Source organism: Paenibacillus lentus (assembly GCF_042714055.1).
GTDB classification, from domain to species: Bacteria; Bacillota; Bacilli; order Paenibacillales; family Paenibacillaceae; genus Fontibacillus; species Fontibacillus lentus_A.
On the sequence record NZ_JBHGVC010000006.1, the window covers coordinates 131,424 to 144,561 of the forward strand.

Consider the following 13,138-nt stretch of genomic DNA (forward strand, 5'->3'; position numbering starts at 1 on the left):
GCCTCTCGACGGGACGCTTTATAACGTAACTTATACACGAGTTACAAGTATTGCTCTTACTTGTCAGACGCATCCATTTTATCCACTTATGAATTCTGCTCCGAGGAAGCGGCGCTCTCCTGAATGACGGACGGCTTGATCGCTGCCCCTGACGATGGAGAAGCTGTACCGGAAGCCCCGACCTGGGCTGATGCTGAAGCCGATGCGGCTGGAGCCTGCGCAGGTACTGGCGGCAGGGCTTTACCTTGGGTCAAGCCTTTAATTAAACGATCGAGCTCTATACCGGATACGCTTTTCAGCATTTCGGGCGCTGTAGCCATAAGCTCGGTAACATAATTGCTCACTCGGGCTGCGCCTTCCCCTTTGCCGGTGTCCACGACGGTCAGTTTGTCGATGGATGACAACGGGCCAGCGATCTTCTCCGCGAGATCCGGAAGCATTTTAACCACGATATCAAGAATCGCAGCCTCGCCGAATTTCTGGAACGCCTCAGCCAGCTTCTCCTTCGCTTCGGCTTCTGCCAGCCCCCGCAGCCGTATAATCTCCGCGTCGGCTGTACCTTTAGCCCGCTCGGCATCCGCTATAGCCAAACCTTCGAGACGTTTCTGCTCTGCAGAAGCTTTTGCTTGCGTCTCGATGGAATATTGCACAGCATCAGCCTCCCGCATTTTACGAGCCTTCTCCGCTTCGGCCGCTTGCTCTACCGCATAACGATCGGCGTCGGCCTTCTTCTTCACCTCGGCATCATACTGCTTCTGGCGTACCATAATTTCTTTGTCCTGCAGATCGATCTCTCGCTCTTTGCGCACGAGCTCTACCTTCATTTGCTCTTCCACCATCGTCTGCTTCGCACGCGCTTCCTGGATATGATAGGCTTGGTCGGCTTCTGCCTTTGCCGTATCCTGCTCCTTCTTAAAGGAGGCGACCTTCAGCTCCTTCTCCTTGGAAGCCTCGGCGATATTCGTATCGCGCAGCAGCTCCGCCTTCTGGCCGGATTCCTCGGCTAATGCCTTTTGAATTCGCGAATCCCGCACCGCTTCGGCTTCAGCGATCTCGGCATCCCGTTTTACAGCGGCAATACGCGGTTTACCTAGCGCCTCAAGGTAGCCGTGCTTATCGCGTACGTCCTTGATTGTGAAGGAGACGATTTGCAGCCCCATCTTCTTTAAATCACGGGCAGCAACACCTTGTACCTCCTGGGCAAACTTATCCCGGTTACGATATACTTCCTCAACGGTCATCGATCCGAGAATCGAGCGAAGATGGCCCTCCAGAACTTCCTGGGCTTCTCCTTTAAGGGATTCAATCGGCTTGCCCATGAATTGCTCGGCTGCTGTTGCCACGTCCTCTACAGAGCTGCCTACCTTGATAATGGCCACCCCGTCGGCCGATACCGGCACGCCTTGCTCGGTATATACCTCTGGCGTCATGACGTCCAGCTTATGGGACAGCAGTGACATGAACTCCGCTTTTTGAAAAATAGGCCAAATGAACGCCCCGCCGCCGCGGACGATTTTAATTTTACGGCCCGTTTCATCATCTGAAATATTTTTGCTGCCTAAAAAAGAACCCGTAACGATCATCGCCTCATCCGGACTCACCGTCTTATATCGAGCCCAGAATGCCAGGCCAAGCACAACGATCACAGCTATAATAATAATCGGAATCAAGAGAAAATCAGGAACACTTTCAAACAATCACACCAACTCCTTTTCTTGTTCATTCTCATAAAGCCTGGATACCTGCACGACGCCGTCTTTAGAATCGATGACGACGACGAGCGTGCCTACAGGAATTTCCGTGTTGTCCCAACTGGATGCAATATGTAGCGTATTTCCAGCAACAATATTGACCATAATTTCACCGAAGCCCGACGCTGGAATCGGCACGGTCACTTCACCCAGCTTGCCCGGAAGTTCGGCTGCAGAGAAGCCTGTCGAGTTCTCGCTGTTTTCCATCGGTTTTACATAGGCAAAGTAAATGATAATCGACGTCAACAGAGCAATAAGAATCGATAATAGAATGACAACTGTAGAACCAAGATGCGTATAACGAACCAGCAATACGCCAGCTCCGCCAAACGTAGTTACTGCGGATGCCAAGATAATGGGCTTTAAGAAATCAATCGCCAAAATATCGAATATGCCGTCCAGCCAACTGCCAATAATATCTCCCACAATGACGCTTAACAGCGCAAATACGGCTCCGCCAAGCAAACAGCTCCAGAACATGGCCTCCATTCGCCGTCCCTCCTTCCTGGATGTGTATATATTTATTATTACGTAATAAGAAGCGGTTTCGTTTCGCTCATTTAGTACATCATTGAAAATCGAGCCTGTCATTGAATCAACCATCCACCCTTAATGCAGATGTAACCGGCCCAGTGGAAATTAAAAAAGCCGAATAAGGAAAACGTACGTTTCTCCTTACTCGGCTTGTTGGTTGTTGTATTAGATTATACGCGCTACACGGCTATGTTCCGAGTCTCGTGTTACAGCGAACGACGGTAAATGGCCAAAACGTCCTCTTTTTCCAGCTTCGCAAAATGGCCAAAGGCTCCAAACCGCATCGCCTTATCGGCCATAAGCTTAAGCTTGCTATCATCGATGTCGTAATCCGCAAGCCGGCTCGGCGCACCGATCGAGCTCCAGAAAGCTCGCAGCGCTGCAATTCCTTCCTCGGCCACCTGCTGATCGCTCTTTCCGCTCGGATCGACCTGGAAGACCTTTACGGCCAAGCGTTTGAAGCGGGCCACGTCATGGTGCAAGTTATGGCTCATCCAGCTCGGGAACAAGATAGCTAGGCCGCCCCCATGCGGAATATCGTACACGGCAGATACCGCATGCTCGATGTTGTGGGTCGCCCAATCCCCGGACAGGCCCATATTCAGTACACCGTTCAAAGCCATCGTACCGCAGAGAAGGATCGTCTCCCGGTGCTCAAAGCTCTCCAGATTCTCAATCAGCTTAGGCGCCGTCTCGATGACCGTGCGGAGAAGAGACTCGCAAAACTCATCCTGCAATAAAGTATTGGTCTCCTTGTGAAAATAGTGCTCGAACACATGCGACATAATATCGACGATCCCGTAAACGGTTTGATCTCTCGGCAAGGTTAGCGTGTTCTCCGGATCAAGAATCGAAAAGGCCGGATATACGAGTGGACTGCCCCATCCCAGCTTCTCCTCGGTCGCTTCGTTCGAAATGACCGAGCTGCCGTTCATCTCCGATCCGGTAGCCGCCATCGTCAACACCGTCCCGAGCGGAAGCGCAGCCTTGGGAACCGCCTTATGCTCGGCAAAATCCCACATGTCTCCATCATATTTAGCGCCCGCAGCAATCGCTTTGGCACAATCCAGAACACTGCCTCCGCCTACCGCAAGAATCAGCTCAATATTATTCGTCTTGCACAAATCTACCCCGCGGTGAACGGTCGACAAGCGAGGATTAGGCTCAACGCCCGGCAGCTCCGTCACCTCGGCTTCGATTTCCTTTAGTCGAGCAATAACCTGATCATAGAGACCGTTCCGCTTAATGCTGCCCCCACCGTACACCAGCAATACTTTGCTGCCGTATTTAGGAACCTCCGTCTTCAAAGCCGCGACTTGCCCTTTACCAAAAATCAGTCTGGTCGGATTATGGAATTGAAAAGAGTTCATGCAACATGCCTCCCTGTTTTCCTTAGTTTCTTAGTCATGGTTCCATACATGGCATGGATCAGATAGTTCGGATAATCCCCTTACATTATGTACTGCCCTTAAAATTATACTCTCCTTGCTAAAAGGAAACAATCCGCTTGGTTATGGTAAACTGCACGAGGTGCATTGGTTCCGAATGTAAACCTTACGGTATTTATAAAAAAGACTACTCCTCAGAAATAAGAGAAGCAGTCTTGTTATAAATCATCTATAGCATTATCGCTGAAGCTTACTCAGCCCGGCCTATTTTTACTCTTGGTACCCTGCGGAGGCAACAAATCTGCGGAAGGCTTCACGCCCGGACGGCGTCGTCTTGAATACGCCGGCATGCTCCAGGATCGCGGAGAATTTCAGCCCGACCTCATTGCGAAGCAGCGCCTCGGCTTCTTCCTGGCTCAGACCTTGTCCATGCTCGGCAACAAGCTCCCGAATCCATTCGGCATGAACGGCAAGCGCATCCTCAGAGCCTGCGAGAACCTCTTCGTACAATCCCTTGTTCCCGCTTAGGATTTCAGCGATGCGAGCAAGCTCCTCCTTCAGCCGTCCAGGTAGAATGGCCAGCCCCATCACTTCGATCAAGCCGATGTTTTCCTTCTTAATATGGTGCATTTCGCGGTGCGGATGAAAAATCCCCTCCGGATACTGTTCATTCGTCCGGTTATTGCGCAGCACGATATCCATTTCATAGCTGCCGTCCGCGCCGCGGCGCACGATCGGCGTTACCGTGTTATGCGGAACAGGCTGCCCGTCCTCTTCGGTGAACGCCAGCACCTCGGCTGTCGCATCGCTGTAGCTTTTCCATTTCTCGTACAAATCATCGGCGGCGTTAAGCAGCACGTCCGGTTGATGGCTGTTCAGACGCAGCACGGTCATCGGCCATTTCACGATGGAAACCGTCACGCCCTCGAACGCTTCATGCCGGAACGTCGCTTCGGCCGGAGCCTTCTCCAACGGAAACGTATGCCTGCCGCCCTGGAAATGATCATGAGTCAGAATCGATCCGCCGACGATCGGCAAATCCGCGTTGGAGCCGATGAAATAATGCGGGAACTCTGCCGTGAAATCCAGCAGTCGCTTAAAGGTATCCCGCGTCAGCTTCATCGGAACATGATCATGATGGAAGACAATGCAATGCTCGTTGTAGTACACGTAAGGAGAGTACTGGAATAACCATGGCTCGTCGTTCAGCTCAAGCGGAATGACCCGTAAATTCTGCCTTGCCGGATGGTTTACCCGCCCAGCATAGCCGACGTTCTCCCGGCATAGCTGGCATTTCGGATATACCGGAGGAGGCAGCAGCTTCGCCATCGCGATCTCCTTCGGACTCTTCTCCGGCTTCGACAAATTGATCGTAATCTCCATCTCGCCGTAAGGCGTAGCCTGATTCCAATAAATATTATTCGCGACCCGATCCATGCGAATATAGTTGCTGTCTACAGCCAGCTTGTAGAAATCACGAGTCGCCGCCTCGATCCCTGCCGCGCGGGCGGTCTGCTTGAACTCCGCTATCGTCTCGGATGGACGGGGCAGCAATTGGCCCATAATTCTAGCGTCAAGCAGATCGCGATACGTATCGGAATCATCTGGAATAAGACCGATCGCAAAGCCGTAATCGATCAAAATATCCAACGGCTCGCGAAGCTCGCTGGCCAAAGGCTCTTTCAATTCTGACGTCCATGGCTCATCCAGTGCAAACAGCTCCAACAAGCGATTGCGCGTATAATCCATATCCCAGCCATCAAACAATTTATGCTCACGCCCGTAGTGCAGCAGCCGCTCTATCGCCTGCTGTGCCTCTTGCTTAGTTCTCCCTTTAGCTGCCACTTGCAATCCCTCCTTACTTGAAATCGTCATAACCGCCCGGATGTGCGCTATGCCAAGCCCATGCGCTCCGAATAATATGATCCAGGCTGCTTCTGGAAGGCTGCCATTTCAGAATGGATCTCGCTTTATCCGAGGAAGCGATCAGTACCCCAGGGTCTCCTTCGCGTCTTGGACTTATCACAACCGGGAAATCGCGGCTGGTTACTTCGCGCACCTGTTCAATCACTTCCTTGACCGAGAACCCTTGTCCATTCCCCAGGTTGAAGATGTTGCTCTCCCCGCCAGCGATCAAGTGCTCTACCGCCAGCAGATGAGCATCCGCCAAATCGCTGACATGAATATAGTCGCGGATGCATGTGCCGTCCGGGGTATTGTAATCATCACCGAAGACGGAAATCGAAGGCCGTTGTCCGAGTGCGGTTTGCAAAATCAGCGGAATAAGATGACTCTCCGGTCTGTGATCTTCTCCGATCCGTCCGCTCTCGTGCGCGCCCGCCGCGTTGAAGTAACGCAGTGATACGTATTTGATGCCGAGCACCTTATCGAACCAATCAATCATCCGCTCCATCGTCAGCTTCGTTTCTCCATATACGTTCGTCGGGCAGGTGAGGTCGCTTTCCTCGATCGGAACCTTTTCAGGCTCCCCATAAGTCGCTGCCGTAGAGGAAAAGACAATACGCCGAACATTCGCTGCATCCATCGCCTCAAGCAGGCAGAGTGTGCCGTATACGTTGTTGTCATAATATTTCACAGGCTTCTGCATGCTCTCTCCGACCAGCGAGTTGGCAGCAAAGTGAATGACCGCTTCAATCTCATTCTCGGCAAACAGCTTAGCCAGCAGCGCCTTGTCGCGCAAATCCCCTTCATACAGCTTGCCGCCCAGCAGTGCTTCGCGATGTCCCGACTGCAGATTGTCGAGGACAACGACTTCCTTCCCCCGATCCAGCAATTCCGCCACCGTGTGGGATCCGATATAACCGGCTCCTCCAGTAACCAATATAGCCATCTTATTTCTCCTCCTTCATTTGATGTACTCCATGCCCTACTCCGCAAACATAAAATTCGGCCTCTAGCCCCGTACGACGTTGATAAGCCTCGCCTACCTGCTTGACAAATGCCTCTACGGAATCTTCATGCACGAGAGAAACCGTACAGCCGCCAAACCCAGCTCCGGTCATCCGCGAGCCGAGAGTTCCCTCGATTTGCCGAGCTTCCTCCACCATCACATCCAGTTCATCGCAGCTCACTTCATACAAATCCCGCAGAGAGTCGTGCGACGCATTCATCAGCCCGCCGAAATGCTGCAAATTGTTGTTTTTCAACGCTTCTACGGACTCTAATACACGAGCGTTCTCCAGTACGACATGCTTGGCGCGGTCAAGCAGCACCTGATCCGTAAAAATCGTCTCCAATTGCGCCAAGCGCTCCGGCTTCAGGTGAGCCAAATATTCCAGACCCGGCTCGCGGGCCTGCAGCAGGCTGAGCGCTTTATCACATTGCGAGCGGCGCTCATTGTATTTGGAATCGACCAGCCCTCTGCGCTTGTTCGTATTGCCGATTACGAGCTTGTAAGCTCCCGTGCGGAACGGAACGAGCTCATATTCAAGCGTGTCGCACATCAGCAATATCGCATGATCCTTGGCACCGTTGGCTACGGCGAATTGATCCATGATGCCGCTGTTTACGCCGACATATTGATTTTCAGCACGCTGGGACAGGCGTGCGATTTCCACCTTATCCGTCTCCTTACCCTCCATCGTCAGCAGCGCATATGCAGTAACGACTTCAATTGAAGCGGAGGAGGACAGTCCTGCTCCATTTGGAATCTCTCCATGGAACAGCAGATCATAGCCGCTTGTCAGCGTTATGCCAAGCTTGCCAAGCTCTGAAATTACCCCGCTCGGATAATCGACCCATTCGCCTGTTTTGGATTGCCCTAATTCAGAGATCTCATATTCTGCGGCATACGGAAAGTTAGCCGATGCAAAGGTGACTTTGCGATCGGAACGGCGGCGAATCGCCAGCGTTGTTCCGAATTCCAGCGCTGCCGGCAGAACGTAACCTCCATTATAATCGATATGCTCGCCGATGAGATTCACTCGGCCCGGCGCATTAAATATGAATATGTTCTCTTGAGCGCTCCCATAACGAGATAGGAACAATTGCTCCATTTCCTGTTTCTTCAACATGTACACCCCATCTTCATGGAATATTCGTTTCTTGCTATCAGTATAAAGATTTCTCGTCGTTTTGATAATGTATGTATGCGAGGTTTGTATGGATAAATATGACCTTCCCAAGTAGAATATAAATATAACAAGATATTCGTTATGCTTGAAGGAGGCTCCCCCAATGCTAGAAGAAACCTACAGCGCTGCTGCCAACCCCGAAGTATTTGATGAGAGCGACCTGCACATTTTGTTTGCTGGCGAAAGCCAGACCCGGCCAGACCATCGCGTGGGGCCGAAAGTATATGACTATTATTTGCTCCACTTTGTGGAGGAGGGAACAGGAAGCTTCCAAACGGAGTATTCCATATATGAGCTGCAGCCCGGGGACGGATTTCTCATTCATCCGAATCAGCTGGTCAGCTACGCATCGGATATAGAGACACCCTGGCGCTATCGCTGGATAGCATTTACGGGAACCAAGGTGCCCGCGCTGCTCGAACGCGCCGGCTTGACGCCACAGCACCCCGTCATTCATGCTCCCACGGATAGCAGCGTTCCCAAGCTGCTTCTATCCGTGCTGCAGGAATTCCGCAGCAAGAAGCCGAGCTCGCATTTATATTCTTTGGGGTGCTTGCATCTGATTATGGCTGAGGCAGAAGACTCCCACCTTAAGGAATCCACGCTTCCCTCGGGTGAATCGGCCGTTCAGAAAATCGTCAAGCAAATGATTTACTATATTTCAAGCCAATATGCCCATCATGTATCCATAGAAGAAATGTGCGCAAGTCTTGGATATAACCGTGCATACTTGTCGCGTATTTTCAAGAAGGAGACCGGGCTGACCCCTGTCACGTATCTGCTGAAGCTGAGAATCGATAAATCCCGCCAATTGCTGCGTGAACGGCCCGAGCTGTCAATCGAGCAGATCGCCGCCTCTGTCGGGTTAGACGATGCGCTTTATTTCTCGAGGCAGTTCCGCCGCTTCCATGGGCAATCTCCAAGCGAATACCGCAGAAGCGCCCCCGGCAAATAATCAGAGCCCGTTCCCTTGGCCAAAACCATAGGAAACGGGCTCTTCTGTTTGACGGTAATACAGTACTTTGTTAATGATCGCCATGGTTATGAAGAATCGTTTCAATCCGGTTCAATTCCTCATCGGAGAAATCAAGCTTGTTCAGCGCCTGGACGTTCTCCTCTATTTGACTGACTCGACTAGCTCCGATCAGTGCGGATGTGACCTTCCCTCCGCGGAGCACCCAAGCGAGCGCAAACTGAGCCAGGCTCTGACCCCGGGCAGCCGCCATCTGATTCAGCGCGCGTACTTTACGCAGCGTCTCCGGCGTAATTTGCGTTTCTTTCAAAGCGCCTGTCGGGCTCTTCGCCCGGGAGTCCTCCGGAATGCCGTTCAAATATTTATTCGTGAGCAATCCCTGGGCTAGCGGGCAGAAGGCAATGCTGCCGACGCCGTTCTCTTCCAGAACGTCCTGCAGCCCGTTCTCGATCCAGCGATCCAGCAGCGAATAATTCGGCTGATGAATGAGCAGCGGCGTACCGAGCTGCTTGAGGATCGATACCGCATCCTTCGTCTGCTCTGCCGAATAGCTCGATATACCGATATACAGCGCTTTGCCGGAGCGAACGATATGATCCAGCGCCATCATCGTCTCCTCCAGCGGCGTATCTGGATCAAAGCGATGGGAATAGAAGATGTCCACATAATCGAGTCCCATCCGCTTCAGGCTTTGATCGAGGCTGGATATTAAGTATTTACGGGAACCCCACTCGCCGTAAGGGCCGGGCCACATATAATAGCCAGCCTTGGAGGAGATTACTAATTCATCCCGATAAGCAGTCAAATCTTTTTTTAGCACAGCTCCGAACATTTCTTCTGCCGAGCCTGGAGGCGGGCCGTAGTTATTGGCCAGATCAAAATGGGTAATGCCCAAATCAAAAGCTCTGCGAATCATTTCGCGGCCGTTCTCAAACGTATCTACACCACCGAAGTTATGCCATAATCCAAGCGATATGGCCGGAAGCTTAAGGCCCGAACGACCCACACGATTATATATCATCGACTCGTACCGGTCTTCACTAGCAATGTATGCCATTTAGTTCCCTACCTTCCTGCTGTAAATTATCCTTCGAAAAATATCATATCTCGTTCAATCCCCTTTGGCAAGAAAGAAGAAACCGTTTTCGCCTTCGTTGTAAAGCCCGATTAAGCTTCTGCTTTAAGCAACGACTCCACTTGGCCAAGCACAGAACCGATCGGCTCGGTAATCAGCAAATCGGCCCGGCTATCGTAGGCTGTGGAAGATGCGTTTAGAAGAACAGTCCTTTGCCCCCGAAAGTATGTAATCAGATGGGCCGCTGGCTGAACGGTCAACGAAGTTCCCCCGATCAGCAGCAAATCGGCTTCGCTAATCGCCTCTACCGTATTTTCAATCACCGTGTTATCTAAGTTTTCACCGTACAATACGACATCGGGTTTAACCGTACTGCCGCAGGCGTTACACTTAGGCACCAGATCGGCCGAACCCATAATATCCTCCAAGCTATGGAACCTCCCGCAGCTCATGCAATAATTCCGGTGGATGGAGCCATGCAGCTCCAGCACCTTGCGGCTTCCCGCCTTCTGGTGAAGACCGTCAATATTTTGAGTGATGACTGCATCGAGCTTACCTTCGTCCTCCAGCCAGGCCAGAAACCGATGAGCGGGATTGGGCTCGGCATTGAGATGAATCATTTTCGTTTTGTAGAAATCATAGAACACTTCCGGATGACGATCAAAAAAAGGACGGCTTAATATTTCCTCCGGCGAATAAGGGGATGCCTTCTCCTGCTGATAAATGCCCGCTGCCGAGCGAAAATCAGGAATCCCGCTCTCTGTTGAAATCCCTGCCCCGCCAAAAAAAACGATCTTTCTTCCCTCGCTCACCCAAGCTGCCAGTTTTTCGATACTACTCATCGTCATTGCTTTCATGCCTCCTCTAACACTCTCATTTCCATAAAACTGCGTATAACAACGTCCGCGTCCAGCAAATAAGACTCTCCCCCGCCATCCGGCGCAAGACCGACCGTCAGCTGTACCCCCGCTTGTTTGCCCATTTGCATATCCCCATTGCTGTCCCCGACGACAACCGCATGCTCGGGGAGAATGCCGAGCTCGTGGCAAGCAAGCAGCGCCATTTCGGGAAAAGGCTTGCCGATGCTCACGTGATCCCTGCCGATAATCGCACCGAAATAGTGCTCGATTCCCATCCAGCTCAGGTGCTCACGCGCAGCCTCGGTCGTATCCGATGTCACGACGGCCAGGCGAATCTCCCGGGCGTGGCAAGCGCTCAGAAAAGCTTCCAGTCCCGGCATCGGCCTGGCATTTCTGCGTTTCTTCAATTCGATCATCGCCGACGAACTGAACTGTCTCACCTGGATCAACGCTTCATTCCAGGGAACTCCTGCTGCATATAGCTGCCAGGCGAGCAGCGCGGTTACCTCTTCTTCGCTCCCCATCGCCAGCGGACCGGCTTTATCATAATCGGTGATTTGCTGCCGATCATCGAGCTTAAGCCCCAGCAGCGCGGATTTACTATCGATTCGCTGTGCGCCCATCATCTCCAGGTGTCCGTCCAGTAAATCCAGGAGCGTCATCGCCCACTCGCCCCAAAGGGCCATAAAATCCAGGAGAGTGCCATCCTTATCAAATAATACCGCTTGGCAAGACGCCCTCCGTTCCCCCGCTTGTACAATCGCCATGGCCATCCCTGCCCACCTTCTTTGTTCGTTTGATGCATTCTACTATTGTTATTGTAACCCTAACCCCCTATGATTCAATACTTTGCCACAAATGCGGAGACTGAGAGCGTTTTCCCTCGTGATAAAAATCACATGTATACCCCATTAAAAGGAGTACCTTTAATACAGAGACTAAATACTTAAAATTTTGAATGATTTATGGGGTTGGGGAGGCCATCAGCATGACGACAAACATCCAATTGAATCCGCGCGGAGAAACGTTTTTTCTTAACCTGCGTTTTCTGCTTATCATATGTGTTTTTGTAGGAAATGCCATTGAGCCTCTAATTAAAGACATGGCAGCCATGCACACTTTATATGTTTGGATTTTCACTTTTCACATGCCGTTATTCGTATTCGTCACCGGCTATTTCGCCAAAGCCAATTTGCTGGGACAGCCCGGACGCAAGCTGATGCTGCAAATCGGCCTACAGTACGTTATCTTCCAGAGCCTCTACTCCATATTGGACGTTACCATATTTAAGGTTCAGCATATTCAGCACTCTTTCTTTACGCCTTACCTGCTGCTCTGGTTCCTAGCAAGTCATCTATGCTGGCGTTTATTGCTCATCATCATGAACAAATGGACGCCTCTTCAGCAGCTGGCACTATCTCTAGCCTTAGGCGTGCTTGTCGGTTATTTGCAGGTGGATGGAGCCTGGCTCAGTCTATCGCGTACTTTCGTTTATCTGCCTTTCTTTATTGCCGGTTATCATTTTTCGTTTGGTTATTTGAAAAAAATCATCACTCCAAGGATCCGTTTGCTAACTCTCGTCCTGGCAGTCGTGATGCTCGGAGGCGTTGCCTTATGGGGGAACCAGCTCGATGCCGGTTGGCTGTATGGCAGCATGACATACGCGCAGCTTAGCCATCACGAATGGTATGCCGGATTGTACCGCCTGGCTCTTTACGCCCTTCAGTTTTTTGCGGCGGTTGCTTTTCTCTCGTTCGTTCCGCTGCAGGAGAGCAAGCTGACCGATTTAGGCCGGCGTACTTTATACGTCTTCCTGCTGCATGGATTCATTATTCGAATTGCCGCAGTGTCTCCTTTATATAATTATGTAACGAATATGGCAGCTTCGGTCATGCTTATTATCGGGGCAATTCTTATGACCCTCCTGCTCAGCCATTCCTTCGTTCGGAAATGGACATCGCCTGTCATTGAACCCTCGGTGCAATGGCTGCTTGATCTGGAACGCCGGACACTTCGTCCCTTTGGCACGGCAAGCAAGCATTAATTGGAGAGTGCACAATGAATGATATTACCAATTTTAGAGCCTATTGGCTCTTTTTTTGTTTTCTCCGTTTCAAACTAACTGACTGTGGTAATTAATTCATACGTAAAACAATAACAATGACATAAGGAGTTGATTGGAATGGCACGCGAAAACGGCAAAATGAGCCGTCAAGAAGCCGGTCGCTTGGGAGGACAGGCCACCTCCAAAAACCACGGCAAAGAGTTCTACCAGGAAATCGGGCAAAAAGGCGGAGAAGCTACTTCCAGATCCCATAGCAAGGAATTCTATCAGGAGATCGGCCAGAAAGGCGGCGAAGCTACCTCCGAGAAGCACGATAAGGAATTTTATCGCAAAATTGGGCGCATGGGCGGGGAAGCCCGCAACAATAAACAATAAATAAGGATGAATTTTCATCCGTT

At 51.2% G+C, this 13,138-nt stretch carries 12 protein-coding genes; 3 read left to right on the forward strand and 9 right to left on the reverse strand.

Annotated elements, in window-relative coordinates; genetic code table 11:
• Positions 1 to 86: 86 nt before the first annotated feature.
• The 6 genes from ACE3MQ_RS15795 to ACE3MQ_RS15820 all read right to left on the reverse strand — a co-directional run bounded on the left by ACE3MQ_RS15795 (position 87) and on the right by ACE3MQ_RS15820 (position 7,704).
• A complete protein-coding gene (locus tag ACE3MQ_RS15795; protein ID WP_379394310.1) occupies positions 87 to 1,697 on the reverse strand; it encodes a flotillin family protein in 1,611 nt (536 codons plus the stop codon).
• Positions 1,698 to 2,240: a protease gene (locus ACE3MQ_RS15800; RefSeq protein WP_379394311.1), complete on the reverse strand. Its 543-nt coding sequence runs from the start codon at positions 2,238 to 2,240 to the stop codon at positions 1,698 to 1,700.
• A gap of 251 nt (positions 2,241 to 2,491) precedes the next feature.
• Positions 2,492 to 3,655 carry an iron-containing alcohol dehydrogenase gene (locus ACE3MQ_RS15805; RefSeq protein WP_379394312.1) on the reverse strand — a complete coding sequence of 388 codons (1,164 nt, stop codon included), beginning with the start codon at positions 3,653 to 3,655 and terminating at the stop codon, positions 2,492 to 2,494.
• A 288-nt stretch (positions 3,656 to 3,943) separates the two neighbouring features.
• Positions 3,944 to 5,548: a UDP-glucose--hexose-1-phosphate uridylyltransferase gene (locus ACE3MQ_RS15810; protein ID WP_379394314.1), complete on the reverse strand. Its 1,605-nt coding sequence runs from the start codon at positions 5,546 to 5,548 to the stop codon at positions 3,944 to 3,946.
• Complete coding sequence (gene galE, locus ACE3MQ_RS15815) at positions 5,532 to 6,524, reverse strand: UDP-glucose 4-epimerase GalE (protein ID WP_379394316.1); 993 nt, start codon at positions 6,522 to 6,524, stop codon at positions 5,532 to 5,534. The genes ACE3MQ_RS15810 and galE overlap by 17 nt, the downstream gene beginning before the upstream one ends.
• A gap of 1 nt (position 6,525) precedes the next feature.
• Positions 6,526 to 7,704 (reverse strand): galactokinase, encoded by a 1,179-nt coding sequence (locus ACE3MQ_RS15820; RefSeq protein WP_379394585.1) that lies wholly within the window; start codon positions 7,702 to 7,704, stop codon positions 6,526 to 6,528.
• Between the two features lie 166 nt (positions 7,705 to 7,870).
• Between ACE3MQ_RS15820 and ACE3MQ_RS15825 the strand changes: the two genes are divergently transcribed.
• On the forward strand, positions 7,871 to 8,722 hold the full coding sequence (locus ACE3MQ_RS15825; RefSeq protein ID WP_379394318.1) for an AraC family ligand binding domain-containing protein: 852 nt from the start codon (positions 7,871 to 7,873) through the stop codon (positions 8,720 to 8,722).
• A 70-nt stretch (positions 8,723 to 8,792) separates the two neighbouring features.
• Here the strand turns inward: ACE3MQ_RS15825 and mgrA are convergent, their stop codons facing one another.
• From mgrA to ACE3MQ_RS15840, 3 genes are all read right to left on the reverse strand, one after another.
• A complete protein-coding gene (gene mgrA / locus ACE3MQ_RS15830) occupies positions 8,793 to 9,797 on the reverse strand; it encodes an L-glyceraldehyde 3-phosphate reductase (RefSeq protein ID WP_379394320.1) in 1,005 nt (334 codons plus the stop codon).
• A 110-nt stretch (positions 9,798 to 9,907) separates the two neighbouring features.
• Positions 9,908 to 10,657 carry an NAD-dependent protein deacylase gene (locus ACE3MQ_RS15835; protein WP_379394587.1) on the reverse strand — a complete coding sequence of 250 codons (750 nt, stop codon included), beginning with the start codon at positions 10,655 to 10,657 and terminating at the stop codon, positions 9,908 to 9,910.
• 11 nt (positions 10,658 to 10,668) lie between these two features.
• Complete coding sequence (locus tag ACE3MQ_RS15840; protein ID WP_379394589.1) at positions 10,669 to 11,442, reverse strand: HAD family hydrolase; 774 nt, start codon at positions 11,440 to 11,442, stop codon at positions 10,669 to 10,671.
• A 221-nt stretch (positions 11,443 to 11,663) separates the two neighbouring features.
• Between ACE3MQ_RS15840 and ACE3MQ_RS15845 the strand changes: the two genes are divergently transcribed.
• Together ACE3MQ_RS15845 and ACE3MQ_RS15850 are read left to right on the forward strand one after the other, a co-directional pair.
• Positions 11,664 to 12,719 (forward strand): acyltransferase family protein, encoded by a 1,056-nt coding sequence (locus ACE3MQ_RS15845; RefSeq protein WP_379394322.1) that lies wholly within the window; start codon positions 11,664 to 11,666, stop codon positions 12,717 to 12,719.
• A 138-nt stretch (positions 12,720 to 12,857) separates the two neighbouring features.
• Positions 12,858 to 13,115, forward strand: a complete 258-nt coding sequence (locus ACE3MQ_RS15850) for a KGG domain-containing protein (protein WP_379394324.1) — start codon at positions 12,858 to 12,860, stop codon at positions 13,113 to 13,115.
• Positions 13,116 to 13,138 lie beyond the last annotated feature (23 nt).

Bases quoted from the DNA above. Each gene is read 5' to 3' on its own strand.
- ACE3MQ_RS15800 (WP_379394311.1), bottom strand. From the start codon at position 2,240: ATGGAGGCCATGTTCTGGAGCTGTTTGCTTGGCGGAGCCGTATTTGCG.
- ACE3MQ_RS15805 (WP_379394312.1), bottom strand. From the start codon at position 3,655: ATGAACTCTTTTCAATTCCATAATCCGACCAGACTGATTTTTGGTAAA.
- ACE3MQ_RS15810 (WP_379394314.1), bottom strand. From the start codon at position 5,548: ATGACGATTTCAAGTAAGGAGGGATTGCAAGTGGCAGCTAAAGGGAGA.
- galE (WP_379394316.1), bottom strand. From the start codon at position 6,524: ATGGCTATATTGGTTACTGGAGGAGCCGGTTATATCGGATCCCACACG.
- ACE3MQ_RS15825 (WP_379394318.1), top strand. From the start codon at position 7,871: ATGCTAGAAGAAACCTACAGCGCTGCTGCCAACCCCGAAGTATTTGAT.
- mgrA (WP_379394320.1), bottom strand. From the start codon at position 9,797: ATGGCATACATTGCTAGTGAAGACCGGTACGAGTCGATGATATATAAT.
- ACE3MQ_RS15835 (WP_379394587.1), bottom strand. From the start codon at position 10,657: ATGAGTAGTATCGAAAAACTGGCAGCTTGGGTGAGCGAGGGAAGAAAG.
- ACE3MQ_RS15840 (WP_379394589.1), bottom strand. From the start codon at position 11,442: ATGGCGATTGTACAAGCGGGGGAACGGAGGGCGTCTTGCCAAGCGGTA.
- ACE3MQ_RS15845 (WP_379394322.1), top strand. From the start codon at position 11,664: ATGACGACAAACATCCAATTGAATCCGCGCGGAGAAACGTTTTTTCTT.
- ACE3MQ_RS15850 (WP_379394324.1), top strand. From the start codon at position 12,858: ATGGCACGCGAAAACGGCAAAATGAGCCGTCAAGAAGCCGGTCGCTTG.